The sequence below is a fragment of the Agreia sp. Leaf283 genome, assembly GCF_001422485.1.
GTDB lineage: Bacteria > Actinomycetota > Actinomycetes > Actinomycetales > Microbacteriaceae > Agreia.
In genome coordinates this window covers 940423-965688 of sequence record NZ_LMNF01000001.1, presented here as the reverse complement: position 1 = coordinate 965688, position 25266 = coordinate 940423, and the positions used below count along the sequence as shown (strand labels likewise).

The 25266-nt window shown below is 70.2% G+C and carries 28 protein-coding genes; 14 read left to right on the top strand and 14 right to left on the bottom strand.

Annotated features, from left to right (window positions below; all coding sequences use genetic code 11):
• Positions 1 to 16 precede the first annotated feature (16 nt).
• Genes ASF51_RS04400 through ASF51_RS04390 form a run of 3 tightly spaced genes read right to left on the bottom strand, consistent with a single transcriptional unit; the run spans position 17 to position 3872 of the window.
• On the bottom strand, positions 17 to 1546 hold the full coding sequence (locus ASF51_RS04400; RefSeq protein ID WP_055925702.1) for a gamma-glutamyltransferase: 1530 nt from the start codon (positions 1544 to 1546) through the stop codon (positions 17 to 19).
• Positions 1543 to 2634: an FAD-dependent oxidoreductase gene (locus tag ASF51_RS04395; RefSeq protein ID WP_055925699.1), complete on the bottom strand. Its 1092-nt coding sequence runs from the start codon at positions 2632 to 2634 to the stop codon at positions 1543 to 1545. Before ASF51_RS04395 ends, ASF51_RS04400 begins: the two co-directional genes overlap by 4 nt.
• Positions 2631 to 3872 (bottom strand): aminotransferase class V-fold PLP-dependent enzyme, encoded by a 1242-nt coding sequence (locus ASF51_RS04390; protein ID WP_055925695.1) that lies wholly within the window; start codon positions 3870 to 3872, stop codon positions 2631 to 2633. Before ASF51_RS04390 ends, ASF51_RS04395 begins: the two co-directional genes overlap by 4 nt.
• A 116-nt stretch (positions 3873 to 3988) precedes the next feature.
• Here ASF51_RS04390 and ASF51_RS04385 point away from each other — a divergent pair, with 116 nt between their 5' ends.
• Both ASF51_RS04385 and ASF51_RS04380 read left to right on the top strand, forming a co-directional pair.
• Positions 3989 to 4495 (top strand): RidA family protein, encoded by a 507-nt coding sequence (locus tag ASF51_RS04385; RefSeq protein WP_055925692.1) that lies wholly within the window; start codon positions 3989 to 3991, stop codon positions 4493 to 4495.
• Positions 4492 to 5709, top strand: a complete 1218-nt coding sequence (locus ASF51_RS04380) for an MFS transporter (RefSeq protein ID WP_055925689.1) — start codon at positions 4492 to 4494, stop codon at positions 5707 to 5709. Before ASF51_RS04385 ends, ASF51_RS04380 begins: the two co-directional genes overlap by 4 nt.
• Before the next feature lie 138 nt (positions 5710 to 5847).
• On the opposite strand, the gene ASF51_RS04375 is transcribed toward ASF51_RS04380, so the two are convergent.
• From ASF51_RS04375 to ASF51_RS04365, 3 genes are all read right to left on the bottom strand, one after another.
• Positions 5848 to 7302 carry an aldehyde dehydrogenase gene (locus tag ASF51_RS04375; RefSeq protein WP_055925686.1) on the bottom strand — a complete coding sequence of 485 codons (1455 nt, stop codon included), beginning with the start codon at positions 7300 to 7302 and terminating at the stop codon, positions 5848 to 5850.
• A 26-nt stretch (positions 7303 to 7328) separates the two neighbouring features.
• Positions 7329 to 8351 (bottom strand): hypothetical protein, encoded by a 1023-nt coding sequence (locus tag ASF51_RS04370; RefSeq protein WP_055925683.1) that lies wholly within the window; start codon positions 8349 to 8351, stop codon positions 7329 to 7331.
• Positions 8352 to 8420: 69 nt separating this feature from the next.
• Positions 8421 to 9287 carry an SDR family oxidoreductase gene (locus ASF51_RS04365; RefSeq protein WP_055925680.1) on the bottom strand — a complete coding sequence of 289 codons (867 nt, stop codon included), beginning with the start codon at positions 9285 to 9287 and terminating at the stop codon, positions 8421 to 8423.
• An 88-nt stretch (positions 9288 to 9375) separates the two neighbouring features.
• Here ASF51_RS04365 and ASF51_RS04360 point away from each other — a divergent pair, with 88 nt between their 5' ends.
• Positions 9376 to 10098: a TetR/AcrR family transcriptional regulator gene (locus ASF51_RS04360; protein WP_055925677.1), complete on the top strand. Its 723-nt coding sequence runs from the start codon at positions 9376 to 9378 to the stop codon at positions 10096 to 10098.
• Position 10099: 1 nt separating this feature from the next.
• Here ASF51_RS04360 and ASF51_RS04355 read toward each other — a convergent pair whose 3' ends face one another.
• Positions 10100 to 11275, bottom strand: coding sequence for an ATP-binding protein (locus ASF51_RS04355; protein WP_082479519.1), 1176 nt, complete (start codon positions 11273 to 11275; stop codon positions 10100 to 10102).
• 153 nt (positions 11276 to 11428) lie between these two features.
• Here ASF51_RS04355 and ASF51_RS04350 point away from each other — a divergent pair, with 153 nt between their 5' ends.
• The 4 genes from ASF51_RS04350 to ASF51_RS04335 all read left to right on the top strand — a co-directional run bounded on the left by ASF51_RS04350 (position 11429) and on the right by ASF51_RS04335 (position 14263).
• Positions 11429 to 11860, top strand: coding sequence for a hypothetical protein (locus tag ASF51_RS04350; RefSeq protein ID WP_055925670.1), 432 nt, complete (start codon positions 11429 to 11431; stop codon positions 11858 to 11860).
• Positions 11857 to 12168: a transcriptional regulator gene (locus ASF51_RS04345; protein ID WP_200926084.1), complete on the top strand. Its 312-nt coding sequence runs from the start codon at positions 11857 to 11859 to the stop codon at positions 12166 to 12168. Before ASF51_RS04350 ends, ASF51_RS04345 begins: the two co-directional genes overlap by 4 nt.
• Before the next feature lie 173 nt (positions 12169 to 12341).
• Positions 12342 to 12929, top strand: a complete 588-nt coding sequence (locus tag ASF51_RS04340) for a helix-turn-helix domain-containing protein (protein ID WP_055925667.1) — start codon at positions 12342 to 12344, stop codon at positions 12927 to 12929.
• The gene (locus ASF51_RS04335; RefSeq protein ID WP_055925664.1) at positions 12926 to 14263 is read left to right on the top strand and encodes an MFS transporter; all 1338 of its coding nucleotides are present in this window, start codon (positions 12926 to 12928) and stop codon (positions 14261 to 14263) included. The genes ASF51_RS04340 and ASF51_RS04335 overlap by 4 nt, the downstream gene beginning before the upstream one ends.
• Here the strand turns inward: ASF51_RS04335 and ASF51_RS04330 are convergent.
• Positions 14226 to 15200: a nuclear transport factor 2 family protein gene (locus ASF51_RS04330; RefSeq protein ID WP_055925662.1), complete on the bottom strand. Its 975-nt coding sequence runs from the start codon at positions 15198 to 15200 to the stop codon at positions 14226 to 14228. The two genes, ASF51_RS04335 and ASF51_RS04330, sit on opposite strands and share 38 nt — an antisense overlap.
• Before the next feature lie 144 nt (positions 15201 to 15344).
• Between ASF51_RS04330 and ASF51_RS04325 the strand changes: the two genes are divergently transcribed.
• The 5 genes from ASF51_RS04325 to ASF51_RS04305 all read left to right on the top strand — a co-directional run bounded on the left by ASF51_RS04325 (position 15345) and on the right by ASF51_RS04305 (position 18855).
• On the top strand, positions 15345 to 15884 hold the full coding sequence (locus tag ASF51_RS04325; protein WP_055925660.1) for a cysteine hydrolase family protein: 540 nt from the start codon (positions 15345 to 15347) through the stop codon (positions 15882 to 15884).
• Positions 15885 to 15987: 103 nt separating this feature from the next.
• Positions 15988 to 16968 carry an intradiol ring-cleavage dioxygenase gene (locus tag ASF51_RS04320; protein ID WP_055925656.1) on the top strand — a complete coding sequence of 327 codons (981 nt, stop codon included), beginning with the start codon at positions 15988 to 15990 and terminating at the stop codon, positions 16966 to 16968.
• 115 nt (positions 16969 to 17083) lie between these two features.
• Positions 17084 to 17296 (top strand): twin-arginine translocase TatA/TatE family subunit, encoded by a 213-nt coding sequence (locus tag ASF51_RS04315; RefSeq protein ID WP_055927865.1) that lies wholly within the window; start codon positions 17084 to 17086, stop codon positions 17294 to 17296.
• Positions 17297 to 17355: 59 nt separating this feature from the next.
• Positions 17356 to 18162, top strand: a complete 807-nt coding sequence (tatC, locus tag ASF51_RS04310) for a twin-arginine translocase subunit TatC (protein WP_055925653.1) — start codon at positions 17356 to 17358, stop codon at positions 18160 to 18162.
• Positions 18163 to 18264: 102 nt separating this feature from the next.
• Entirely contained in the window at positions 18265 to 18855 is a 591-nt protein-coding gene (locus tag ASF51_RS04305) for a hypothetical protein (RefSeq protein WP_055925650.1), read from the top strand.
• On the opposite strand, the gene ASF51_RS04300 is transcribed toward ASF51_RS04305, so the two are convergent.
• Positions 18804 to 19697 (bottom strand): SDR family oxidoreductase, encoded by an 894-nt coding sequence (locus tag ASF51_RS04300; RefSeq protein ID WP_055925647.1) that lies wholly within the window; start codon positions 19695 to 19697, stop codon positions 18804 to 18806. The two genes, ASF51_RS04305 and ASF51_RS04300, sit on opposite strands and share 52 nt — an antisense overlap.
• A 172-nt stretch (positions 19698 to 19869) precedes the next feature.
• Here ASF51_RS04300 and ASF51_RS04295 point away from each other — a divergent pair, with 172 nt between their 5' ends.
• Positions 19870 to 20157, top strand: coding sequence for a hypothetical protein (locus ASF51_RS04295; RefSeq protein WP_055925644.1), 288 nt, complete (start codon positions 19870 to 19872; stop codon positions 20155 to 20157).
• Positions 20158 to 20199: 42 nt separating this feature from the next.
• Here ASF51_RS04295 and ASF51_RS04290 read toward each other — a convergent pair whose 3' ends face one another.
• The 4 genes from ASF51_RS04290 to ASF51_RS04275 all read right to left on the bottom strand — a co-directional run bounded on the left by ASF51_RS04290 (position 20200) and on the right by ASF51_RS04275 (position 23148).
• On the bottom strand, positions 20200 to 21003 hold the full coding sequence (locus ASF51_RS04290) for an anti-sigma factor (RefSeq protein WP_055925641.1): 804 nt from the start codon (positions 21001 to 21003) through the stop codon (positions 20200 to 20202).
• A complete protein-coding gene (locus ASF51_RS04285) occupies positions 20990 to 21544 on the bottom strand; it encodes an RNA polymerase sigma factor (protein WP_235497130.1) in 555 nt (184 codons plus the stop codon). The genes ASF51_RS04290 and ASF51_RS04285 overlap by 14 nt, the downstream gene beginning before the upstream one ends.
• Positions 21545 to 21595: 51 nt before the next feature.
• Entirely contained in the window at positions 21596 to 22237 is a 642-nt protein-coding gene (locus ASF51_RS19550; protein WP_055925635.1) for a class F sortase, read from the bottom strand.
• An 80-nt stretch (positions 22238 to 22317) separates the two neighbouring features.
• Positions 22318 to 23148, bottom strand: a complete 831-nt coding sequence (locus ASF51_RS04275) for a DUF4397 domain-containing protein (protein WP_055925632.1) — start codon at positions 23146 to 23148, stop codon at positions 22318 to 22320.
• Positions 23149 to 23305: 157 nt separating this feature from the next.
• Between ASF51_RS04275 and mgrA the strand changes: the two genes are divergently transcribed.
• Complete coding sequence (gene mgrA, locus ASF51_RS04270; RefSeq protein ID WP_055925629.1) at positions 23306 to 24331, top strand: L-glyceraldehyde 3-phosphate reductase; 1026 nt, start codon at positions 23306 to 23308, stop codon at positions 24329 to 24331.
• Here mgrA and ASF51_RS04265 read toward each other — a convergent pair.
• A complete protein-coding gene (locus ASF51_RS04265; protein ID WP_055925626.1) occupies positions 24328 to 25167 on the bottom strand; it encodes a CoA ester lyase in 840 nt (279 codons plus the stop codon). The two genes, mgrA and ASF51_RS04265, sit on opposite strands and share 4 nt — an antisense overlap.
• Between the last annotated feature and the right edge of the window lie 99 nt (positions 25168 to 25266).

The following is a 25266-nucleotide window of genomic DNA, read 5'->3' as shown; positions in this document are numbered from 1 at the left end:
GGTGGGATGGGCTGGTTCAGGGGGCGTCGAACACGACGGCTCGCCCGTCGGCGCGGGGATCGCTCGCGGCGTCGAGGCGTCCGTCGGCGTGCAGGCGCACCACCTGCACGTGGCCGGCGTCGTCGATGAGACCGTCGGTGGTGACCACGGGCAGGCCGAGATCGTGCGCGGCCTCCGCGGCCACGCGCATCCCGGGCTCGGCGACCAGCGTCATGACCTCGTGGCCGATGTCGCGGGCGCCGATGATGAACCGCGGCCGGCCGAGCGTGCCGACCGGAGCTGCGGAGGGGTCGATGAGGTCGCGCACGAGCTGCGAGAGGATCCAGGGCTGGGCGCTGCCGCCCTGGCAGCCGAGTCCGACCACGAGTTCGTCGGTCTGCGCGATCACGGGCAGCAGGGTGTGCGGCGGCCGCAGGCCGGGCCCGACATGCCCCGGATGCGCGGGGTCGGTGCTGAATGCCGAGCCCCGGTTGTGCAGCAGCACGCCCGTCTCGGGGTCGAGGATGCCCGAGCCGAAGAGCTGGTAGACGCTCTGAATGAGAGTCACGACGGTTCCGTCGGAGCCTGCGGCGGTCACGGCGACGGTGTCTCCGAGCGCTCGGCCGGCGCGGGGAAGCGCGCCCTCGTACGCCCCAAAACTAGGGCGCAGCATCGCGTCGACGTCGATCGGGCCCCCGCGCGGATCGCCGAGCTGCGCCTGCCGGATGAGCGCCGCCCTGTGCACGGCACCCACGAGCTCGGCCGTGTCGCCGTCGAGCGCCTCGGGCAGGATGCCGAGCAGCACGACGCCCTGGCTGGGCGGCGGGGCCACCCACCAGCGCGCGCCGCCCAGCGACGACGTGACCGGTTCTGCGATCTCGGCCTCGTGCGCGGCGAAGTCGGCCTCGGTGTGCGCTCCGCCCAGCGTGCGCAACCGCGCGGCCAGGGAGGAGGCGATGCGTCCCTCGTAGAAGGCGCCGGGATCGAGAGCGAGCTCGTCGAGCGTGGCCGCGAGCGCGGGCTGCACGATGAGGTCGCCCTCGATCGCGAGCCCGCCCCGCCCGTCGCCGAAGATGTCGCGCGTGCCCTCGTCTGCCAGCAGCTCCTCTCGGCGGATCGCGACGGCGCGGGCCAGGCCCTTCGACACGGCGAAGCCGTCGGCGGCGAGGCGCGCCGCACGCTGCAGCGGGGCCGCGAGGCCGAGGCGTCCGCCGAGCGCATCGAGGGCCCGCCATCCGGCGACCACGCCCGGAACGGTCACGGTCTGCGCGCCCTGTTTGGGCATCCGCTCGTGGCGCGACAGTGCCGCGACGTCGATCGCGGCCGGGGCGGCGCCGGCCGAGAGCACCGCGGTCACGCTGCCGTCGGGGCGACGCACGAGCGCTACGAGGTCACCGCCGATCGCGCACTGGTGCGGGTAGACGACGGTCAGCGCCGCCGCGGCCGCGAGGGCCGCGTCGATGGCGTCGCCTCCCGCGGCTACGGCCTCGGATGCCGCTTCGAGCGCGGCAGGGTGCGGTGCGGCCACGGCGATACGGGCCGCCGAACGAGGCGTGTCGGTGGTCATACGTGGGCCTCCATGCGGGCGGGGCTGACGAAGTCGAGGTCGGGTCGAGCCACGCCGGTCACGAGGTCGGCGACCGCCTCGCCGATGGCCGGGCCGAACTTGAAGCCGTGGCCGGAGCAGGCCGAGGCCAGTACGACCTCGGGCGTTCCGGGCAGGGCGCCCACGACGAAGCGCTTGTCGGGCGTCATCGTGTAGAGGCAGGCGACGGCCTCGCCCTGCGTGGTGTCGATTCCGGGTACGAAGCGGCCGAGCAGCTCGGCCAGCTGCCGCACCTCGGCGTCGGTCGGCGGGGCGACGGGCACATCCGGGTTCCAGACCGGGCCGGCGTCGATGCCGATCTTGGCTCCCGAGCCCGATGCCTCGGGGAGGCCGAACACGAGCCCCTCTGGCAGGTCGACCGAGAAGCAGCCGAGCGCCGGGGGCTGGGCGACGGCCTGGCCGGCGGCAACGGTGAGCGTGACGATGCGCCACACCTCGAAGAAGCTCGCCGCCTGGGGAACAAGTGCGGGCGCCCAGGCTCCGCCCGCGAGAACGAGTCGTCTGGCGCGGATCGTCTCGGCCGACGTGCGCACGGTCACCACTCTCGCGTCGACGCTGTAATCGAGCACCGTTTCGCCGAATCTCAGCTCGGCACCGGCGGCTCGGGCGCCCGCGCGGGCGAAGGCGAGGGCGCCGGCCGCGTCGATCACGCCGGCGTCGGGATCGTGCACGACTCCGAAGTCGGCTGGGGGCGCGAACGACGGGGCGATCGTCTTGCGCTCCTCCTCGGCCACGGGTCGGCTGTGTCCGCCCTGCAGGGTCGGCGCTCCGTCGTGCGCGTAAAGCCCACCCGTGGTGGTCACGAACGGGCGACCGGCCGCGAGGTTCCAACGGTCCCAGCCGAGGTAGGCGCGGTCGACCAAGTCGTTCCAGACCGGATGCGGGTAGGCGCGGCGGATCATGCGGGTCGCGCCGTGCGACGACCCGCGCACATGACCCGACTCGAACTGCTCGATGCCGACGACGTCGAGCCCGCGCTGGGCGAGCTCGAACGCGGCGGCCGATCCGTGGATTCCGAGGCCGAGAACGACGACGTCGCGAAGAGTCATCGGCTCGCCTCCCGTGCGATGCCAGCCACGTGCCGGAGCAGCGCCGCCGTGTCGTCGTCGTCGTTGTAGACGTGGGGTGACACCCTCACGACGCTCGCGAGGCCGCGTGCGCCGAGATCCCATTGAGCATGCCCGGCGGGTACGGAGATGGAGTCGATACGGGCCTCGCGCAGCTGGGCGCTGACCCCTTTGCCCGCGACCCCGTCTACGGTGAACGTCACCAGTCCGGAGGGCGACGCTCGCGGGTCGGTGACGGAGACGCCGGCGATGTCGGCGAGACCGTCGCGCAGGCGCGTGCCGGAGGAGACCAGGTGAGCCTCGGTCTGCGCGACCCCGCGTTCGATCGCCTCGCTCAACGCGACGCCCAGTCCCAGGCGCGCGGCGACCGAGAACTCCCACGTCTCGAGCCGGCGAGCGGTGTCGTCCATCGTCCACTCCTCCGCCCCGGTCCATACCGAGCCTCGCACGTCGGGTGCCCAGCCTCCTATGCCGTCGAGCATCCCGGCGCGCAGGTACACGAATCCGGTACCCCGGGGACCGCGCACGTACTTACGGCCGGTGGTCACGAGCGCGTCGCAGTCGAGCAGCGTCACGTCGATCTCGAGGTGGCCCACCGACTGGGTCGCGTCGAGCACGGTGAGTGCGCCGTAGCGGCGGCCGAGTGCACCGATCTCGGCGACGGGCTCCACCAGCCCCGATGAGGTGGGGATGTGCACGGCGCTGATGACGGTGCGCCCGGGGGCCGACGCGAGCTCGCTCTCGAGGGCGTCGAGGTCCATCGCGCCCGTGCCATCCGTCTCGATGATCCGAAGCCGCACGCCGTCGTACCGGCTGAGGGCGAGCATCCGGAGCGCCTGGCTGACGTAGCTCGAGCGAGGGGCAAGAACGGTGTCGCCGTCGCCGAGACGCAGCGCGTCGAAGACGGCGCGCAGGCCGGAGGTGGCGCTGTCGAAGAAGGCGATCTCGTCGGGCCGGGCGCCGAGCAGAGCCGCGGCGGCCTCGTAGCCCGCCGCCAGCTCGGGCGCTCTGAGAGTCGCGGCCTCGTATCCGCCCATGCGCTGCTCGAGACGGAGGTGCATCACCATGGCCTCGATGACGGCATCGGTCATGAGTCCGGATCCGGCCGCGTTGAAGTAGTGGCGACCCGCCGCGCCGATCGTGCGAGAACGCTCGGCCGACACGTCGATCGGACGTGCCCGCAGCGAGGCGCTGGTATCGCCCTCGAGACCGATGGTCATGTCGCGGCTCCTTCCTCATGGCATCAGATTGGATGCATAATGGATCCCATACTAATCAGGTTGTATCCACTTACGCCACCGGCGGTTACGCTGGACGCCCGGCACGAGGAAGACACATGACGCACTCCGCAGAGGCACGAGCACTCGAGCTCGGCCTCGAGATCCCCGACTACTCCGACCCTCCCTACGGCGGCCGCTACGGCAGCTCGCTGCGCGCGTTCCACCGCACCGGCAACCTGCTCGAACTCAGCGGAATCACCCCGGAGTCCCGGAGCGGCGAGATGCTGCACGGCGGAAGCGTCGGCGTCGACATCACCCTGGAACAGGCTCGCGAGGCGGCCCGCTACACGGCAGTGAACGCACTGGGCATGATCCGCTACGCGCTCGGCAGCCTCGACGAGGTCGTGGCGCTCTCGCGCGGCCTCTGCTTCGTGCTCTGCCCTCCCGGCTTCACGCTGCTCAACGAGGTGTCCAACGCGGCGAGCGATCTGCTGCTCGACGTGTTCGGGCCCGACGCCGGCCGCATGGGCCGCGCGTCGATCGGCGCCACCGCCCTCTCTCGTAGCGCGTGCTTCGAGCTGTGGCTCAGCCTCGAGTGCCGGCCGCTCGACACCACCGGGTGAGGCCCCTTCGCGAGACCGGCACGAAGGGGATCGCGTTCTGGACGCTGGTTCTGGCCTCTACGGCCGGACACATCGTCAACGGCGCCACCACCCCCGTCATCCCCCGCCTCGCGCAGCAGCAGCTGGGGGCGGACGCCGCCGTCGGCGGGCTGCTCGTGTCGCTGGCCGCCTTCGCCTCGATCATCGCGATGCCCATCGCCGGGGCACTCACCGACCGCTGGGGACCCCGGCGCGTGATCGCGGGCGCGGCCGTTCTCAGCGCCGCCGGACTGCTTCTCGTGCTGGTGCTGCTGACCGTGCCGAGCCTGGCCGCGAGCCGTATCGTCTTCGGCGCCGGCAACGCGGCGGTCGCGACGGCCCTGACCGCCTGGGTGGTGGCCGAGACCCCGGTTGGAGAACGGGGCCGAGCACTCGGCTTCTTCGGGCTGAGCGTGTGGGTGGGCCTGGCGCTCGGCCCCGTGATCGGCGAGAACCTGCTGCAGACCTTCGGCTACCGGGCGGTCTGGGCGACCGCGGTGGTCGTGCAGCTCGCGGGCCTGTTCCTGGCCATGCTGGCGCGCGACGGCAGTGCCCCGCCTCGCGCGGTCGTCGACCGCGCCGAGCCGGCGCCGGCCGGCAGGCCCCTGATCGCGACCCTCCTGCGCCCCGGAAGCGTGGGATTTCTCGCCTGGGCCGCCGAGGGCTTCCTCATCGCCTTCCTCATCGCGCACCTGATCGGCCACGGGGTCGAGGCGCAGGGCCTCTTCGGAGCCGCGAACGTGTTCACCGTCTTCGCGCTCAGCGTCGTGGCGTCGCGCCTGCTTCTCGGAGGACTGCCCGATCGCATCGGCGCGACCATCACCGCCCGCATCAGCCTGGCGGTGCTGGCCGCGGGCCTCGCGGTTCTGGCGTTCGCCAGCGACTTCCCGTCTGCGGCGGTCGGCGCCGTCCTCATCGGCGTCGGGTACTCGCCGCTGTTCCCCGCGCTCACGCTGCTGTCGACGCAACGGCTCGATCCTGCGCGACGGGCCACAGGCGTGGGCGTCTTCTCCGCCTTCACGAGCGCCGGCTACGCGACGGGCTCGCTCGTCGGCGGCCTTCTCGTCTCGACCCTCGGATCACGCGAGGCGCTGGTCATCCTCGCCGTGCTGCAGCTCGCCGCCATCCCGATTCTGAGCAGACGGCTCGAGGGCGGCCGCGGCGTGGCCCCCGCGGTGGAGCCGCCGCTCGTCTGAGCGAAGCCCGCCCCCGCCCACGCGCCGGTCGCGTGACGCACTGAAGTGCGGAGAGTGGCCGCTTCGTCGACGGATGAGGCGGCCACTTCCCGCACCTCGGTGAGGCCGTGGCGTCCAGCGAGGGGAGGCGCGCGAGGGTCAGAGGGCGATGACCACGCTCTTCGACTCGCAGAACGAGAGCAGCGCCTCTTCGCCGAGGTCGCGGCCCAGCCCCGACTCGCCCACGCCGCCGAACGACAGCGCCGGGTCGAACACGTTGTAGGTGTTCACCCACACGGTTCCGGCCCGCAGGCGCTGGCCCATGCGGTGCGCCCGGGAGAGATCGCGGGTCCACACGCCGGCGGCGAGCCCGTAGCTCTGGTCGTTGGCGATGGCGACGGCCTCGTCTTCGTCGTCGAACGGGATGATGCCGACGACCGGCCCGAAGATCTCCTCGCGGGCGATGGTCATGTCGTTCGTGACTCCCGTGAAGAGCGTCGGCTCCACGTAGTAGCCGGCTCGATCGGGCACGCCGCCGCCCACCGCGATGGTGGCCCCCTCGTCCTGCCCTCGCGCGATGTAGCCGAGCACCTGCTGGCGCTGCTCCTCCGACACGAGCGGTCCGACGGTCACGCCGCCCGCGAGGCCGTCGCCGAGCGACACGCGCTTCACGGCCTCGGCCAGGCGCGCCGTGGCCTCCTCGAGGATCGACCGCTGCACGAGCAGTCGGCTTCCCGCGGTGCACATCTGGCCGGAGTGCCCGAACGAGGCGCGCATCGCGGTGAGCACGGCCGCGTCGAGGTCGGCGTCTTCGAAGACGATGTTGGGGCTCTTGCCGCCGAGCTCGAGCGTCAGGCGTTTGAAGTCGGCGCTCGCCGCGGTCATGACCTTGCGGCCCACCTCGGTGCTGCCCGTGAACGACACCTTGTCGACGCCCGGATGCGCCGTGAGAGCCGCGCCGACCCGGCCGTCACCGGTCAGCACCTGCACAACACCGGCCGGAACTCCGGCCTCCTCGCAGATCGCCGCGAGACGCAGCATGGTGACCGGGGTCTGCTCGGCGGGCTTCACGATGATCGCGCACCCCGCAGCGAGCGCGGGCGCGACCTTGAAGCTCGCCGTCATGATCGGGAAGTTCCAGGGCAGGATGAGGGCGGCGACGCCCACGGGCTCCATCGTCGTGTACACGTGGTGCTGGCCGCCGTCGATCGGGATGACCGTTCCTGTCAGCCGCGACGGCGCCCCCGCGTAGTAGCGGAAGACCCGGGCCGAGGTCGCGGTGTCTGCGCGCGAGCGCTCGATCGGTTTGCCGTTGTCACGGGTCTCGAGCTGCGCCAGCTCTTCGAGCCGCTCCTCGATCAGGTCTGCGACCCGGTTCAGGATGCGGCTGCGATCATGCGGGGTCATTCCGCTCCACCGGCGATCGTCGTGCGCGCGCCTGGCCGCGGCGACCGCAGCGTCGATCTGGGCCGCGTCGGCCTGCGGCACCCTCGTCAGCAGCTGCTCGGTCGCCGGGTCGATCACGTCGATCAGTTCGGCGCCCTCCGGCGTCACCCAGGCACCGTCGAGAAGGTACGGCTCGATACTCGCGAGCGGGGAAAGCTGGTCTCTCATGGGGTCCTCCGGGTGGTGGGTTCTGGTCAGTCGGAAAGGTCGAGGAGCCGGGCCGGCTCGAGCACGGTCATGCGATGGAGCACATCGTCGGAGACTCCGAGAAGCCTCAGCGCCGGCACGACCCGCGCGCTCAGATGGTCGAGGCCGTGTCCGCCGAACCGGCGCAGCTGCCCCTTCGTCCAGGTGCTGTGCCCGAGCACCCAGCGCGTGTCGGGGGCGTCTTCGAGAAGCGAGCCGAGGGCATCCAGTCGTTGCGGGTCGCTCGCATTGCGGATGCGGCCGACGTGCGAGCCCTCGTTGCCGAAGCACATCTCGAGCACCGAGCCGGCCTGGCCGAGGTCGCGCAGATAGGGCAGGTCGAGGAACTCGTCGACGGTGGTGAACACCACTCGCTGGGGCTCCACACCGAGGGAGGTGAGATGCTCGAGCACGACGAGCCCGTTGCGCGCGTCGGCGGCGAGCCGCACGCTGATCGCAGAGCCGGTCGCGAGCGCGGCCCGGCCCGCGGCGGTGAGGCTGCGACGCTCCTCGTCGCCGTCGGGGGTCGAGAACGCGCCGGTCGTTCCCATGAGGCCGAGGATGCCGGCGCGATAGTCGGCGCCCGGCACCGCGTCGGTCAGGGCCCGCTCGAACAGCGCCGTGCGCCCGTCTTCGTCGAGGGCCAGGTACCACTCGGGCAGCAGACGGGGAAGGTACGCGCCGTAGCCGGCGACGACGTGCATGCCGCCGCGGCGGGCGAGCTCGGGAAGACGCGCGTGATCGGGGCCGAAGCCGAGCGAGCTGAGGTCGACCACGGCCCCGAGTCCGGCGCGCGCGCCGCCCGCGACCTCGTCGGCCAGCAGATCGAGGTCGTCGAGCCGCAGGTTGTCGGCGAGCGCCAGCTGGCTCCAGCGCAGGGCGGCGGCGAGATCGGCTGTGACGGGCTGGTCGGGGTCGAGCGCCTCGACCCCGGGGCGCTGCAGCGCGCTGGCGTCGGTCAGCAGATGCTCGTGCATCGAGACCGAGCCGAGCGCGGCCGCCTCGACGGGCCCGAGTACGGTCTGGATCACTCGGGGCTCCTCACGTCGGAGGCGCGAGCCTCGCTGAATAGGATCCAATCTACACATTTATGTATCCGACTAGTGAGCGTTCTGCATGCCATCGAGGCCGAGGACCTGCTGAACAGTCCGCGGCTCCCGACCGAGCAGAGTCGCGAGAAGGGGGTCGGTCCCGGCGAAGAATCCCCCGTGGGCGGCCTGATACATGCCCAGCATGAAGCGCGCCACGAACTCCGGCTGACCGGCCGCGACCTGCGCAGCCACCCAGGCGTCGTCGCCGAGCTCGCGAATGCGCACGGGCCGACCCGTCGCATCCGATGCCATCGCCGCGATGCCTGCGAACGTGGGCGCCGCGCTCGCCGTGAGGGTCACGGCTCCGTCATGGCCGCCGTTCGACGCGAGGATCACCGCGGCCGCCTCGGCCGAATCCTCGCGCGCGGTCCACGACATCGGGCCGTCGACGGGAACGGTGACGACACCGGATTCGCGCCAGTCGCCGAGGCTCCACGCGAGGGAGTGCGCGTAGAAGCCGTTGCGCAGCGAGGTCCAGGCGATTCCGGATGCGGCCAGCAGCCGCTCGGTGGCGGCGTGGTCGCGGCCCGGCCCGAAGGGCGTGTCGGGGGCGGCGCCCTGGTGGCTCGTATAGAGGATGCGCCCGACTCCGACCCGCACGGCGGCGTCGACGGCGGCGCGATGCAGGCTCACCGCGTCGGCCTTCTGGTCGCTCGACGAGACGAGCAGCAGCTGGTCCGCCCCGTCGAAGGCCGGCGCGAGCGAGGCCGGATCTGCGTAGTCGGCGCGCCGCACCTCGATGCCGAGGTCGGCGAAGCGCTGGGCCTTGGCGGTGTCGCGCACCGCGACGACGATGTCGCTCGCCGCGACGCGCTCGAGGAGGTGGTCGACGGTTGCGCCATTGAGGGCTCCGGTTGCTCCGGTGACGATGATCATGGGTGAGCCTTTCGTGTTATCGATGAAATCGGTTAAACAGTAACACCGGAAACACTTTGTGATAACACCCGACTGTTATCGTCGTTACGTGGAGAAGGCGAACCGAGCGAGCGGCCAGGCCGATACGCGCGCCCGCATCATCGACGCCGCAGCGCATCTGCTGCAGAACGACGGGCCGGCAGCGGTCACGACGCGAGCCGTCGCAGTGCGGGCCGGCGTTCAGGCGCCGGCGATCTATCGCCTGTTCGGAGATAAGGACGGACTCCTCGAATCCGTCGCCGAGCACGTGATGAGCGAGTTCGTCGCCACGAAGGCCGCCATTGTGCAGGCGGCCGCCGACGACGACGTCGACCCGCTCGACGACCTGCGCCATGGCTGGGACACGCAGATCGACTTCGGACTCTCGAATCCGGTGCTGTTCCGCCTGCTCAGCGACCCCGCTCGAGTCGAGGGCTCCCCCGCCGCCCAGTCTGGCCGGCGCGTTCTCGAGGCCCGCGTGCACCGCGTCGCCGCCGCCGGCAGGCTCCGCGTCGGCGAGAACCGCGCGGTCGGAATCATTCAGGCAGCGGGCATCGGCACGATCCAGACCATGCTCGCGACTCCGCCGGAGCTCCGCGATGCCGGCCTGCCCGACGCCATGTACGACGCGGCGCTCAGCCAGATCCTCACGGATGCGCCGGGGCCGGTCTCCGACGATCGCCTCACGGCCGCCGTAGCATTCCGGGCGGTCGCTCCCGACCTCGACGCCCTGAGCTCGGCCGAGCGACAGGTGCTGGTCGAGTGGCTCGACAGGGCCATCGCCCAGGCCTGAGCTACGCCGAGCGCGGCAGCAGCACCCACACGCTCGCGCCACCCAGCGGCGACCGGTCGATGCCGATCGTGCCGCCGTGAGCATCCACGATGCGGCGGCACGTCGAGAGGCCGATGCCGAGGCCCGGGGTGTCGCCCGACGTGTTGCGTTCCATCAGGCCGAACACGCGCTCGCGCTGGTCCTCCGGAACGCCGGGGCCGTTGTCGTCGACCGTGATGCGCCAGGTGCCATCCAGCGCGTGAGCCCGAACCTCGACACGCGGGTCGACCCCGGCGGCGTGACTGAACTTCACGGCGTTGGCGATGAGGTTCTGGAACAGGGCGCCGAGCAGGGTCGGGTCGCCGGAGATCTGCGCGTCGGCATCGACCGAGACGACGGACTCGGTGATGCGGATCGCCTGGTCGAGGTCGTCGAGCACGGCGCCGATGAGTTCGCTCAGCTCGAGCTGCTGGCGGCGCGGACGGGCGCCCCCGAGCCGCGCGAAATCGAGCAGGTCGGCGATCATGCTGTCCATGCGGGTGGCGGCCGCATCCGCCCGGAAGAGCGCGGCGGCGACCTCGGGTGCGGCGACCACCGCGGGGCTGTCTGCTGCGAGTTCGATGAACCCGGCCACCGCCGTGAGCGGATTGCGCAGGTCGTGGCTGACCTGGCCGGCGAATCGCTCGAGCTGCTCGTTCGACGACTCCAGGTCGCGGGTGATGCGGCGCAGCTCGAGAACGTCGACGATCTGATGCGCGATCAGATCGAGGCTGTGCGCGATCTCGTCGGTGAGGTCGCGCGTGATCTCATCGAAGATGCAGATGGTTCCAATGGGCACGCCCGCCGGGGTGATCAGCGGGCTCGACGCGTAGAAACGCACGTTTGCCAGGTCTCCCGTGACGAACGGGTTGGATGCGAAGCGCGCGTCGAGAGTCGCGTCCGGCACCACGGTGAGGCCGGGCGTGCGCAGGGCCACCGCGCACATCGACTCCTCGATCGTGCACACCGACGGCTCGAAGCCCGTGGCCGCCACCTGGTACTGGTTCGTGTCGTCGATGAGGTTGATGACGGCGGTCGGGACGCCGCACATGAGCGCGGCCAGCTCGGCGAGCCCCTGCAGGTCGGTCTGCGGGGATGCGCCGACGATGTCGTACTGCGCGATGGCGTCGCGGCGGGTCACACTCTGGACTGATGACACTGAATTCCCCCATGCACGATGTGCGATCGTCGCTCCATTGTTCCAAGGATCCGAGAATTCCGCTCAGTTCTTCCTTATCGGCACGATCACCGGAAAGTACTTGCTTAAATGGAAAGTAGTTGCGAGACTGGAGGCAACGACAAGGAGATCACCATGAGCGACACCACCCCCGTAGCCCCGGCCGAAGCACAGGCGCTTCTCGATCGCGCAGAGCACCTCAGCCGTTCCGCCCACAACGCCACGCGCTGGCCGTACATCACGTTCATCCTCGCGCTCGGCGTCGCCACCTCGATGGGTACGCTCGCCATGGGCCTCACGACCGGGAACGCGTTCGGCCTGGCATACTTCGGCACGCTGACGGCGACGTTCGCGCTCATCATGTTCTTCATGATCACCATCCGTGGCCGCTCGGCGTTCGCGCGCGGACGCCGCTGGACCGCGTATATCGCGAGCTGGTTCGTGACGTATGCCGCAGCAATCTCCGTGGTGATCTGGGCTCACGGTTCTGTGCTCGCGTCGGGCATCACCTCGGCGCTCATCCTGGTCGTCACCATGGCGTGCGCCGCACGAGAGGCACGCTCGTGACCGCGATCGAGCAGCACCCACGGCACCGACTCGACGAGCTGCTGCAGAACCCGGTGCGGTTCTCGATCGTGGCCGCGCTCGATCGGGCGTCGACGCTGTCATTCAAAGAGGTTCGCGACGTCGTCGAGATCACCGACTCCGCCCTGAGCAAGCAGGTCTCCCTGCTCGAGGGGGCCGGATACCTGGCAGTGGGCAAGTCGTTCGCAGGAAAGATGCCGCGCACCTCGCTCACCCTCACGCGCGAAGGACGCGCCGCGTGGAAGGCCCACCTGGCGACGCTGCGCGAGATCGCGCAGGGACTCTCCTAGACCACGTGAGCCTCACCCTGCACGACCGATCGATGCCCGAGCGCGCTATCGGCGGGCGGGCGCGCCACCACCGGAGGCGCGCTCGCCCGCCAGGAGCGCGCTCGACCCAGCAGCCTGCCCCCATAAACACAAGAACTGTTGCGCAATAGTTCTTGTGTTTATAGTCTGAGGTCGTGACCCCCACCGATCCCACCCGCAGCACGCTCACGTCCGCCGCCTCGATGCGGGTGCTGGCGCATCCGACCCGCCTGAGGCTGCTCGGCCTGCTGCGCGAGCGCGGCCCGCAGACCGCGGCGCAGCTCGGAGACGTCGTCGACGAGGCGCCGGGCACCGTGAGCTACCATCTCGCGAAGCTGGCATCCATCGATCTCATCGAGCCGGCCGAGCCGCAGACGCGTGACCGGCGTGAAAGGTGGTGGAGGGCGACCGCCCCCCTCACCAGCTGGGACACCGCCGAGCTGCTCGACGATCCCGACAAGGCGGCGGCATCGTCGGCGCTGCAGAAATCGGTCGGGCAGGCCTATGCCGCACGCTTCTCCGACTACGTCGATTCGCTGCCCTCGCTTCCCCGCGCGTGGGTCGAGGCCGGCACGAGCAGCGACAGAATGCTGAACCTCACGGTCGACGAACTCGCCGCCCTGACTGCCGAGCTCGAGGCGGTCGTCGCCCGCTATGCCGAGGTGAGCGAGGCGCACGGCGCATCCGCAGGCCGCGGCGCCGAGCCCGTTTCGGTCGTCTATCAGACCTACCGTCGGCCGTGACGACGACCGCGACCGAGAGGCGCCGCGCCGTCGGCTCCCTCTCCGCGTTGCTCGCCGCCCACGCCATCTCGCAGACGGGCAACGTGATCACGGCGTTCGCCATCCCCTTCTACGTGCTCGGCCTCGGCGGCACGGGCGTCGAGGTCGGAGTCGCGGCGTTCTTCTCCACCCTTCCGGTCGTGGTCGGCGGCGCGCTCGGAGGCGTGGTCGTCGACCGGGTCGGACCCCGGCGGGCGGCGATCGTCGCCGACATCGTCAGCGGAGCGACGGTGCTGTCGATCCCCGTGCTCGCGCTCACCGTCGGCCTGCCGTTCTGGGCCCTGCTGCTGCTGGTCTTCGCCGGAGGCCTGCTCGACACCCCCGGCCAGACCGCGCGCCGGGTGATGCTGCCGCGGCTCACCGAGCGGGCCGGCATCCGGCTCGAGCGCAGCGTCGGCCTGCTCGACGGCTCGGAGCGCCTCGCCCGCATGATCGGCGCCACGGTCGCCGGGCTGCTCGTCGCCCTCATGGGCCCGATTGCGGCACTCTTCGTGAACGCCGCCACCTTCGCCGTCTCCGCCCTGCTCACCTGGCTCTTCGTCGCGGCGGTACCCGCTGCCGCCGCTGCTGCCGCCGCTGCTGCTGCGGGTGCTGCCGCTGCGCCGGCCGACGCGGAGTCGCCCGAGGAGCCGAGCGGCTACTGGCGCGACCTGGCCGTGGGGCTGCGATTCGTCATCCACGACCCGCTGATGCGTCTGATCGTCGGCCTCGTACTGATCACGAACCTGATGGATGCCGCGCGCGGCTCGACCCTGCTGCCCCTGTATGCGAATGACCGGCTCGGCGGCGCTGCCGCGCTGGGCGTGCTCGTCGCGGTGATGGGCGGATGCGCACTGCTCGGCAACATCGCCTTCGGATTCGTGGCGCATCGCGTCGGGCGTCGGGTCACCCTCGCGGCGTGCTTCGCGATCGCGGGCGGCCCGTCGAGCGCCGCCTTCGCGCTCGGGGCTCCCCTGCCCGTGCTGATCGGGGTCACCGCCCTGGCCGGACTCGCCGCCGGTTCGCTCAACCCGATCCTTGGAACAGTCGAGCTCGAGCGCGTTCCCGAGCACATGCGCGGCCGCGTGTTCGGGCTGGTCAACGCAGGGGCCTGGGCCGGCGTGCCCTTCGGAGCGCTGCTCGGAGGGATCGCGGCCGACACCATCGGACTCTCCTGGGCCTTCGGAATCATCGCGGTCGCGTACACTCTGGTCACTCTGAGCCCCCTGCTCGGCGGCCCGTGGCGGCAGATGGAGAGGCGATCCCCCGCCTCGGAGTTCAGCTCGTCGGCACCACATCCCAGTGCTCGCGAATGAGCTTGTCGTCTACCCGGAAGATGTCTGCGGCCAGGAATGGATCGCTCGCTGTCGCACCGGCGCTCTGCGAGAAGGTCCATACGAGGTCGCCATCCGATAGCGAGATCGAGGACTCCTGCGGCGGGAAGGTCGCGGAGCCCGAGAAGAAACCTTTGAGCGCAGCCGTGCCATTGGGAGCCACGGAGTTGTGCTGCAGGTAGTTCGGATCGAACGAGGTATCGAGCACGGATACGTCCTGATCGCGGAAGAGGGTGTTATAGGCGTCGACGGCGAACGTTCTGTTGCTCTCCTCCTGCGCTTCGGTCACCGAGCCCGGCTCGGCTGCGTTCGCGTAGAGGTCGCTGAACATAGTGTTCGTATTGCCGCTCGCCGGGGTGCCCGTCGGGATCGGCTGCGAGAACGACCACCGCTCGACGATCGTGCCGTCGGTCACCCGGAAGAGGTCGACGGCGGCCTCTCCGCTTCTCTCGTCGTTCGGGTCGGAGGCCACCTGCCAGTGCACGGCCACGAGGTCACCGTCTGCCGCCTCGTGCTTGACGACCGCTTGGGCATTGGCGACGCGCGTGTGCGTCGCCGCGAACTGGTCGAGCAGGCCATCCGGTCCGGCCGCAAGACCCGCTCCGTGTGCGACCGCATCAGGAGCGACGACAGCGTCGGCCTCGGTCTTCGCCGACGCCGACGCCGGATCCGGGAAGACATCCTCGATGAGGGTGAGCACCGTCTTCTTGTTGGCGGCTTCGACATCCGAATCCGCGCGGTCGGCGCTCGTACCGCCGTTCGAGGTCGAACTCGCCACCGCGGTCTCCGTCGGGCCGGACGCCGTCTCGCCGGCCGACGAAGCCGAGCCGGCCGACGAGCATCCGGCAAGAATCGCGACGCCCGCAACGGCCGCCGCCACCCGTGTGACCATACTGAGGGTTCCTCTATTAGTTGTCATGACAAGTATTTTGAGGATCGCAACTGAGAAGGGGCCCCAAGTCGGGTGCGGGTAACCCGACAAAGCTCACGGGCACGGAGAACAGTCAGGTTCATGCCTGGCGCACCCGCGCACGCACGACGCGAGGAGCGGCATACTGGGCGAATGACTCGCGCACTGCTCATCGTGGACATCCAGCTCGACTACTTCCCCGGGGGCGCGTTTCCCCTCGTCGAACCGGATGCCGCGGCCGCCGTCGCCGGCACTGTGCTCGACGACTTCCGCGCATCCGGCGAGACCGTCGTGCACATCTTCCACGTGTCGACCGAGCCCGACGCCACCTTCTTCCGCCCCGGCACGCCGGGCATCGGCATCCACCCGCTCGTCGCGCCGAGCGGCGACGAGATCGTGCTCGAGAAGCACGAGCCCAACAGCTTCATCGGAACGGGACTTCAGGAGCTGCTCGTCGACGAGGGCGTCACCGAACTCGTGATCGTGGGCATGATGAGCAGCATGTGCATCGACTCGACGACGCGAGCCGCCAGCGAACTGGGCTTCGAGGTCACGGTGGTGAGCGACGCGTGCACCGCGCCCGATCTCAGTTTCGGCGAGACCGTCGTTCCGGGGGCCACGGTGCACGCGTCATTCATGGCCGCGCTCGACGGCAGTTTCGCGACCGTCGTCTCGAGCGACGAACTGCACTAGCTTCAGCTCATACCCACCCCCTAGCCGCCTCATAGCAATCGCATAGCACCGCCCCGAAGACTGACGTTTCAGAACGAAGCAAACGTCACCCCGAGAGGCAGTCATGAGCAGGATCCCCGAACCAGAACTCACCCCGCAGGGGCCGGCCTACGAGGGCCGACTCCTCGACCGCGCAGACGAGGAGGTCGTCGACCAGGGCGTCGCCTTCGACATCCGCACGCTCGTCAGCCGCCGCGTCGTTCTGAGCATGCTCGGACTCGGCGCCGGAGCCGTCGCCCTCGCGGCCTGCTCCACGGGCGGCTCCGGCTCGAGCGCGGCAGGCACCGCGACGGCCACCGCCACCCCGACGACCACGCCCACCACGAGCAGCACGGCCGCGGCATCCACGACCGCGGTGCCCGCCGGCGAGATCCCCGACGAGACCGCCGGCCCGTACCCCGGCGACGGCTCGAACGGCGCCGACGTGCTCGAGGAGTCAGGCATCGTGCGCAGCGACATCCGCTCGAGCCTCGGTGGCGGCACCACCGCAGCCGGCGTTCCCATCGCGCTCAGCCTGACCATCCTCGACATGGCCAACAACGACGCCCCGTTCGCGAACGTCGCCGTCTACGTCTGGCACTGCGATGCCGACGGCAACTACTCGATGTACTCGTCGGGCGTCGAGAACGAGACCTACCTGCGCGGCGTGCAGGTCGCCGACGGCAACGGAACCGTGTCGTACACCTCGATCTTCCCCGCCTGCTACTCAGGCCGCTGGCCCCACATCCACTTCGAGGTCTACCCCGCGATCGGCGACATCACCGACTCGGCCAACGCCATCGCGACCTCGCAGGTCGCCCTGCCACAAGACGTGTGCGACACCGTGTACGCCCTCTCGGGCTACGACGGCTCGAGCTCGAACCTGTCGAAGGTCAGCCTCGACAGCGACAACGTGTTCGGTGACGACGGCGGCGCCCTGCAGCTCGCGACCGTGACGGGGGATGCGACGAACGGCTACCAGGTCGCGCTCACCGTTCGCGTCGACACGAGCACCGCACCCACCGCAGGCGCCGCGCCCAGCGGCGGCGGCGGCCCCGCCAACTAGCCGCATCCGCGCCCGTTCGGCGCATCCGCGGCCCGTCGACCGGGCGCACATGACCCCAGCGGGCGCGGACGCTCACCTCCTCCACCTCACACACGAAAGAAGGCCCCTCATGGGACTGCTCCAGAACCTCACCGGATGGCACGCGCTCATCCTCCTCGCCGTCGTGCTGCTCTTCTTCGGAGCCAGCAAACTGCCGGCGCTCGCGAAGAGCGTCGGGCAGTCGGCCCGCATCCTCAAGTCCGAATCCCGCGACGGGTCCGCCGCCGCAGACGCCCCTGCGACCTCGGCGACGACCGTGGATGCGCCCGTTCCCGCAGACCGGCTCTGACCGTGAGCGGCTCACGCCGCTCACGCGGCAGCAGGGCGGGCCGGGCCGAGAGAGGCCGGATGACGCTCATCGAGCATCTGCGCGAGGCGCGCACGCGTCTGTTCCGCATCCTGCTCGCGCTGCTCGTCGGAGCCGCCGCGGGGTACCTTCTCAGCGACCAGATCCTCGAGATCCTGCGCACGCCCATCGAAGCGCTGGCCCTCTCGCGCAACGCCAGCCTGAACTACGACAGCATCAGCGCGGCCTTCGACCTGAAGCTGCGCATCGCCCTCTTCGCCGGGGCGGCCCTGTCGAGCCCGGTCTGGCTGCATCAGGTCTTCGCCTTCTTCCTGCCCGGGCTCACCCGCCGCGAGAAGAACTACACGCTGGGCTTCTTCGTCGCGGCCGTGCCGCTCTTCGTCATCGGATGCGTCACGGGCTTCCTCCTGTTCCCGCACGTCGTCGAGCTGCTGGCCGGCATTGCCTCGACCGATGACAGCACGGTGCTCGTGGCCTCGTACTACGTGGACTTCGTGATGAAGCTCGTTCTCGCCGTGGGCGTGGCCTTCGTTCTGCCCGTGTTCGTGGTGCTGCTCAACGCGGTCGGCGTGCTTCCGGGCAGGACTGTGGTGTCGAGCTGGCGGATCGTGATCCTCGGCATTCTGGTGTTCAGCGCCATCGCCACACCCTCCGCCGACATCGCCACGATGTTCCTGCTGGCCGTTCCCATGGCGGCCCTGTTCGCCGCCGCAGCGCTGATCGCGGTGCTGCACGACCGCGTCGCCGCGAAGCGACGCGCCCGACTGCTGACCGACGACACGGCACACTATCGCGACGCGGACATCGACCGCGAACTCGACATCGACCGCAATCTCGTCGACGCCTGACAGGCGCCGACCCCCGCCTGCCCCGCCGCCTGACCGCCCGTCCCCGACCGGCTGACCGCCTGGCCTCCGCCCGACCGACCGACCGACCGAAAGGAGCACCCCGTGTTCGGACTCACCCTCGACAAGCTGGTCGTGATCGGCATCATCGCCGCGATCATCATCGGCCCTGAGCGCTTGCCCCACTACGCCGAGAAGCTCGCCTCATTCGTCACGACCGTTCGCGCGTTTCTCGACGGCGCGAAGGCTCGGGCCGCGGAGGAGCTCGGCCCCGAGTTCGATCCGGCGGAGTGGAGAAGGCTCGACCCCCGACAGTACGACCCTCGCCGCATCGTGCAGGAGGCGCTGGCCGTCGACCCGACCCCGCGCGACGACCCCGCCCCGCCTGTCGGCTCGGAGCCGGCCGTCGACCCCGCCCCGGCCGAACCGGCGTCGGATGCCCGGTCCGAGGCATCCACCCCGCCGCTGCGACCGGCCGCACCGGCGACCGGTTGGCAGCAGGCGCTGCTCGCCCGCGTCAATGCGGTGGAGTCACCCCAGCGAGCGAGCGAGTTGCCTGATTCCGCCGCGTCGCATCTACTCGAGGCGGCGGAATCGGGCAACTCGACGCCCGCCCGAGAGAAGCCGCGTCAGACCCAGTCAGCTCACGGAGTGGGCTTGCCTCCGTTGACCGTGAGCGTCTCGCCGATCACGTAGCTCGACTCCGGCGACGCGAGGAACACGTAGGCCGGAGCGAGCTCGGCGGGCTGTCCGATGCGGCCGATGGGAGTGTCCTGTCCGAGCTCGGGAAGCTCTTCGATGATCTGGCCGCCCGCCGTCTGCAGGGGCGTCCAGATGGGTCCGGGGGCGACGATGTTCACGCGGATGCCCTTCGGAGCAAGCTGCTGCGCCAGCGCCTTCGAGAACGTGTTGACCGCGGCCTTCGTCGTCGCATAGTCGACGAGGTTCTCGCTCGGGGTGTACGCCTGGTTCGACGAGGTGGTGATGATGGTTGCGCCGGGCTGGAGATGCGGGAGTGCGGCCTTGGTGATCCAGAACGTGGCGTAGACGTTGGTCTTCATGGTCTCGTCGAACTGCTCGTCGCTGATGTCGACCAGGGACTCCGCGTGCTGCTGCTTCGCCGCATTGTTCACCACGATGTCGAGGCCGCCGAGCTCCTCGACCGCCTGATCGACGAGAGCGCGGCAGTGTGCGGGGTCGGTAATGTCGCCCGGAATGCCTACTCCGGTGCGCCCGGCCTCGCGCACGAGCTCGAGGATCCTGTCGGCATCCGGCTGCTCTTCGGCGAGGTACGAGATGACGACGTCGGCGCCCTCGCGGGCGAAGGCGATCGCCACGGCCGCGCCGATGCCCGAGTCGCCGCCGGTGATGAGGGCCTTGCGTCCGATGAGTCGACCGGATCCCCGGTAGCTCTGCTCGCCGTGGTCGGCCCTGTTGTTCAGCTTCACGTCGAGTCCGGCGCCCAGCTGGTACTGGGCCGTCGTGTCGATGTCGGAGTACATGGCGGACGGATCCTGGAAGGTGTACTGGTCGGTCATGGCGATCCTTTCGGGGGTGAGACGCGTTCCAGCGACGCTACCCGCGGCATCCGATTCACCCCGATGGGGTTGACGCCGCGCACACCGGCCCCCGGAACCCGGATTCGACCCAGATGTTCTGCGGCCGTGCAAGCCACCCGTGCCCGGGAGCACCCGGACGTACGATTCGGATATGACCGACAACAAGAAGACCCAGGACGCGCCCATCATGGACGGCGCCACCGAAGCGACCGAAGAGGAGAAGGAGGCCGGACGCCGCGATCACGCCGAGGCGGATGCGAACCGCAACGCGGGGCTCGACGACGACCTCCGCAGCATCCGCGCCGTCGACGAGGGCAAGACCCGCCCCCGCACCGAGGGCAACGGCAACGGATCCGACGGCGCCGTCGACATCTCGAACACCGGTGACACAAACAAAGACAGCGACACCGCGGGCGACGTCGACCGCACTGCCGAGTAGCGCGGACGGGGCCCGGCTCCCCTCCAGGAGCCCGGGCCCCGCTCAGATGCTGCGCAGCTCGCCTCGCACGATCGAGTCGCCCGAGTGCGTGGTGTCTCCGTCGTCGGGCTCGGCCGAGACGTCGACGAGGGAGTACGTCGCGAGGTCGACGCCCGCCGGCAGCTCGAACCTGCCCTCGGCCCCGTCGAGGAAGCCGATGCTCACGAGCGCGGTTCCGTCTGTAGAGATGAGCCACACCTCGCGCAGCCGGTCGTCTGCGGGGCCGCTCTGCCCTGCCGTGTCGATGTCGACCACGACCTGACGCGTGCCATCGGCCAGAACCTCGACCACCGCGCTGCCGTGCGCATCCGCCCAGTCGGGGAACGGGTCCAGCTCGGCACCCGCGACCACGACTCCGGTGTTCGCGCTCTGGGCGGACTGCCACCAGATGCCGACTCCGGTTCCTGCGACGAGCCCCACCACGAGGGCGGCGACGGCCAGCGGAACCACCATGCGCGTGCGCCAGCGCCTGCGAGCACGCTCGGAGGCCGGCCGAGATGCCGCAGATGGCGACTTCTCGGCGCGCGAAGCAGCCCTCTGCGACATCTCAGGGCCCGCCGCGGCCTGAGCGTCGGCGGCGACATCCGCATCGGCGACGATCTGCGTGCGGATGCGCTCCCACACCGCGGGCGACGGTTCGACGAGCGACTCGCCGTGCGCAGACCGGCCCCGGTGCACCACCGTCGACAGCTCGCGCAGTTCGGCGGCGCACGAGGCACACGAGGCCAGGTGCTCGGCCTCGACGGCGCTCGGCGCCACCTCGCCCAGCGAGATCAGCGCCAGTTCATCGGCATCAATATGTGTCATCGTTCACCTCCAAACGTATTCGTAGCCGAGACAGACTTCGACGGATATGACTTTTCACGGTTCCGAGCGGAAGCCCGAGCCTGTCGGCGATCTGGGCATGAGTCAGGTCGGCGAAGAAGGCCAGCCGCATGATCGTGCGCGGCACGGGGTCGAGCCGCGCGAGCTCGTCGGCCATCATCAACCTGTCCGCCACCTCCGCCGTGTCGTCGACGGTCGCGGCGTCGCTCTCGAGAGCGTGCGCCTCATCGGCCCGGCGCATCCGGCTGCGCGCCTCGTGGGCGTCAGCGATGCAGTGCCGTGTGATTCCCACGAGCCAGCCGCCCATGCTCGCCCTGTCGGGGTCGTAGCCCGAGCGGCCGCGCCACGCGGCGACGAACACCTTCTGGGTCACGTCCTCCGCGTCGCGCGCGTCGCCCAGCGAGCGCAGCGCCAGCGTGTAGACGAGCGACGACCAGCGCTCGTAGACGCCGGCCAGAGCCCGGTCGTCACCCGAGCAGAAGGCGTCGACCAGCGCGCTCTCGTCGATCGATGTGTCGGTCACGTCAGTGTGCGGCTTCCTTGTGGACACCTCGAGCATACGTCGCCACCCCCATCACGCGATCGGTACCGCGGTGACGATCACGTTGCTGAGGTAGTGACCCGTATCGTAGTTGAACTCTCCCCCGCAGGTGATGAGCGCCAGACGGTGCGGGCCTGAGCGGTCGAAGACGGCGTTCCAGTCGACGCCGGTCTTGTCGATCATCGACACCTCCTGAACCGAGAAGCGGGCGACCCGGCCATCGACCGAGGTGGTCACGATCTCCGTGCCGACCGGGGCATCCAGCAGCAGGGCGAACTGGCCGACGCCGTAGTCGAACGAGTCGACGTGGGCGGCGATCACGGCGGTTCCGGCCGTGCTCCACGGGGTCGGTCCGTAGCGGTACCACGAGGCGATCGCGGGGTCGTCGGAGAGCGCGAGCGCCCCGGTCGCGTCGACTCCCTCGGGCGACACCGTCACGTCGATGCCGAGCGACGGCACCTGCACCCTGGCCGGCTGCACGACGGGCTCGGCGGGGTGGGCCCCCAGGCTCGCGTCGGTCAGGGGTACGCCGGATGCCGCGGGCCCGGTCGGCGCGCCCGTCGCGCTCGGCGTCGGTGCGGGTGTCGCCGTGGGTGTCGCCGACCGCGCGACGCCGGCCGGCGTCGGGGTGGCGGGGGCGTCGGCGGCGGCGCCGCATCCGGTGATCAGAAGCATCGAGGCGCACGCGAGCGCGCCGATGACCGCGGCCCGGGCTGCGTGTGCCCGAACCGCGGTCGCGAGGGAGTGCCTGCCGGTCAGCGCTCGACCTTGGCAAGCGCCCGGCTGCGCACGGCGGTGATTGCAAGCGCCGCGAGCAGCAGGGCGAGCGCCCCGCCGACCAGCAGACCGGTGGAGTCTCCTGGCTGGTTGGTGGCGACGAGGCCCGCGTTACCGGCGGGAACACCGCCCGGGTTCGAGTGCAGTCCGCCGATGGTCTGCACCGCGAGCGCCAGGTTGCCGTCGGCGAGGCTGCCCCACGCGTAGACGATGGTGTTCGTTCCCTCGGCCACGTCGACGTCGGCCGGGCCGATCACAGGGTCGGTGGTTCCTGTGGCGGCGACCGACGCCGACACGGTGCCGGCGGGAAGTGTGAGCACGGACTCGCCCGGGTTTGCGAGGTTCGTGATCACGGGGCTGCCTCCGGCGAGAACGTCGACCGCGGGAGCGGCGGCGACGTGGCGCACGGTCAGGCGTCCCTCGCCGGCGGCGAGGGTGGCTGTGTCGTTCGTGAACAGGGTTGCGGTGGGGTTGCCCGACGCGTCGAGGTGGGCCACGGCGGTGTAGTTGCCGTTCGCCGCGAGGGGCAGGTCGACCGGTCCGATCACCGGGGCGCTCGCGTCGGCGGCATCGGATGCCGTGATGGCCACCGAGTAGGTTCCGGCCGGCAACGGCAGGGGTCCGGCGAGCGTGCCCGGCGTGAAGTCGTCGAGGGTCAGGGCTCCGTTCACGTAGACGTCGACGGTGACGCCCGGAACCGCGTGCAGCACCGAGAGTTGTGCGTCGCCTTCGGCCGCGGATGCGGGAAGAGCGGCTGCGGCTGCGATGAACGCACCGGCTGCGATGCCGGCGATGAGGGTCTTGCGCATGGATACCTCCTGGTCGAGCCCCGATCGGGGGCGAAGAGAAAACTGCTTACACAGACCACTTCTGTCGAACCCATGCGTTTGGATGCACCTCTTCAGAACTTTTTTCCGACATCGCAAGCGGTAGCGGCTTTCGCGTCGGGTGACCCATCATCGAGTAATGACCTACCTCGCCTCAGACTCGCGCTACGACAGCTTCCCCTACCGACGCACGGGGCGAAGCGGCCTCAAACTTCCCGCCGTCTCGCTCGGACTCTGGCAGAACTTCGGCGACGACGTGGCCATCGAGACGCAGCGCGCGATCCTCCGCCGCGCATTCGACTCCGGCGTGACCCACTTCGACCTGGCCAACAACTACGGCCCGCCCTATGGCAGCGCCGAGACCAACTTCGGCCGCATGTTCGCAGAGGACTTCGCGCCCTACCGCGACGAGCTCGTGCTCTCGACCAAGGCCGGCTACGACATGTGGCCCGGACCCTACGGCGACCACGGATCGCGCAAGTATCTGCTCGCCTCGCTCGATCAGTCCCTCGCTCGCATGGGCATCGACTACGTCGACATCTTCTACAGCCACCGCGCCGACCCCGACACTCCCCTCGAAGAGACGATGGGCGCCCTGCATACTGCGGTGCAGTCGGGTCGCGCCCTCTACGCCGGCATCTCGAGCTACTCGCCCGAGCGCACGCTCGAGGCGGCGCGCATCCTCGCCGATCTCGGCACGCCGCTGCTGATCCACCAGCCCTCGTACTCCATGTTCAACCGCTGGATCGAGGACGGCCTGCTCGACACCCTCGGCGAGCTCGGCGTCGGCTGCATAGCATTCTCTCCGCTCGCCCAGGGCCTGCTCACCGACCGCTACCTCGACGGCATCCCGGCCGATTCGCGCGGCGCGCGAGGCGGCTCGATGCAGAAGCGGATGCTTACCGACGAGACGCTCGGGCGGGTTCGGGCCCTCAACGACATCGCCTCAGGCCGAGGTCAGACCCTCGCCCAGCTGGCGCTCTCGTGGGCGCTGCGCGACGAGCGCGTGACCTCGGTTCTCATCGGAGCGTCGTCGGTGAAGCAGCTCGACGACAACCTGGCCGCCGTGCAGAACCTCGCGTTCACGAGCGAGGAACTCGCGAAGATCGACGAACTGGCCGGCGACCGCGACATCAACCTCTGGGCGAGCTCGAGCGCGGTCTAGCGGCGCGCGATCGGCACGATGCCGAAGGCCCGCGCGAGGCGGTCGATCTTCTCGGCGCGTCCGAGCCTCGGCAGGTCGCTGCCGTCGCGGATGACCCGGCCCCGCGACTCGAAGTCGTCGAGGAAGTCGCGCGCCCACGTCGCATCCGACACCGTGGGGCTGATCGTCTCGTTGATGACCGAGAGCTGGTCGAGGTCGAGGCACAGCTTTCCGGTTAGGCCCATGGCCACGGCGTGCTCGGACTTCTGGCGCAGCACCGGGTGGTTGCTGCCGACCGTCGGGCCGTCGATGGGGCCGGGCAGGTTGCCGATGCGGCTCGCCACGACGAGGCGCGAGCGCGGATAGGCCATGGCCAGGTCGTCGGCGCTCGTGCCCGTGTCGCGGCGGTAGTCGCCGCTGCCGAAGCCGAGGCGGAACGCGCCGCGGGCGCGAGCGATGGCCGGCGCCTCCTCGATGCCGAGTGCCGATTCGACGAGGGCGAGAACGGGCACGGTGCCGCCGAGTCGATCGAACGTCTCGGTGACCTGTTCGGCCGACTCCGTCTTGGCGAGCATCACGCCCGACAGCCCCGGCACGCCCTTGAGGCCGTCGACGTCGTCGGACCAGAACTCGGTGGTGCGGTCGTTGATGCGCACCCAGCCGGCGCCGCCAGCGCTGAGCCAGTCGATGACCGACGTTCGCGCATCCGCCTTCAGTTTCGGGTCGACGGCGTCTTCGATGTCGAGGATGATCTGGTCGGCGCGCGAGTCGGCGGCCGGGTCGAAGTCCTCAGAACGGATGCCCGAGACGAGCAGCCAGGAACGCGCGATCTGGGGGTCGATGGTCGATGCTGTCATGTACTTTCAACTTCTCTATCGGCATGGAGGACACAGGCCCCGGTCGGTGAGGATCGGCGCTGGCCACACGACGGCGCTCCGCTGCGCGTGCCTCAGCAT

Excerpts from the sequence above, each read along its gene's own strand:
- ASF51_RS04385 (WP_055925692.1), top strand. The coding sequence starts at position 3,989 with ATGACGCACTCCGCAGAGGCACGAGCACTCGAGCTCGGCCTCGAGATC.
- tatC (WP_055925653.1), top strand. The coding sequence starts at position 17,356 with ATGACGCTCATCGAGCATCTGCGCGAGGCGCGCACGCGTCTGTTCCGC.
- ASF51_RS04365 (WP_055925680.1), bottom strand. The coding sequence starts at position 9,287 with ATGATCATCGTCACCGGAGCAACCGGAGCCCTCAATGGCGCAACCGTC.
- ASF51_RS04320 (WP_055925656.1), top strand. The coding sequence starts at position 15,988 with ATGAGCAGGATCCCCGAACCAGAACTCACCCCGCAGGGGCCGGCCTAC.
- ASF51_RS04330 (WP_055925662.1), bottom strand. The coding sequence starts at position 15,200 with ATGACAACTAATAGAGGAACCCTCAGTATGGTCACACGGGTGGCGGCG.
- mgrA (WP_055925629.1), top strand. The coding sequence starts at position 23,306 with ATGACCTACCTCGCCTCAGACTCGCGCTACGACAGCTTCCCCTACCGA.
- ASF51_RS04265 (WP_055925626.1), bottom strand. The coding sequence starts at position 25,167 with ATGACAGCATCGACCATCGACCCCCAGATCGCGCGTTCCTGGCTGCTC.
- ASF51_RS04275 (WP_055925632.1), bottom strand. The coding sequence starts at position 23,148 with ATGCGCAAGACCCTCATCGCCGGCATCGCAGCCGGTGCGTTCATCGCA.
- ASF51_RS04375 (WP_055925686.1), bottom strand. The coding sequence starts at position 7,302 with ATGAGAGACCAGCTTTCCCCGCTCGCGAGTATCGAGCCGTACCTTCTC.
- ASF51_RS04350 (WP_055925670.1), top strand. The coding sequence starts at position 11,429 with ATGAGCGACACCACCCCCGTAGCCCCGGCCGAAGCACAGGCGCTTCTC.
- ASF51_RS04290 (WP_055925641.1), bottom strand. The coding sequence starts at position 21,003 with ATGACACATATTGATGCCGATGAACTGGCGCTGATCTCGCTGGGCGAG.
- ASF51_RS19550 (WP_055925635.1), bottom strand. The coding sequence starts at position 22,237 with ATGCTTCTGATCACCGGATGCGGCGCCGCCGCCGACGCCCCCGCCACC.
- ASF51_RS04400 (WP_055925702.1), bottom strand. The coding sequence starts at position 1,546 with ATGACCACCGACACGCCTCGTTCGGCGGCCCGTATCGCCGTGGCCGCA.
- ASF51_RS04395 (WP_055925699.1), bottom strand. The coding sequence starts at position 2,634 with ATGACTCTTCGCGACGTCGTCGTTCTCGGCCTCGGAATCCACGGATCG.
- ASF51_RS04390 (WP_055925695.1), bottom strand. The coding sequence starts at position 3,872 with ATGACCATCGGTCTCGAGGGCGATACCAGCGCCTCGCTGCGGGCACGT.
- ASF51_RS04300 (WP_055925647.1), bottom strand. The coding sequence starts at position 19,697 with ATGACCGACCAGTACACCTTCCAGGATCCGTCCGCCATGTACTCCGAC.
- ASF51_RS04295 (WP_055925644.1), top strand. The coding sequence starts at position 19,870 with ATGACCGACAACAAGAAGACCCAGGACGCGCCCATCATGGACGGCGCC.
- ASF51_RS04325 (WP_055925660.1), top strand. The coding sequence starts at position 15,345 with ATGACTCGCGCACTGCTCATCGTGGACATCCAGCTCGACTACTTCCCC.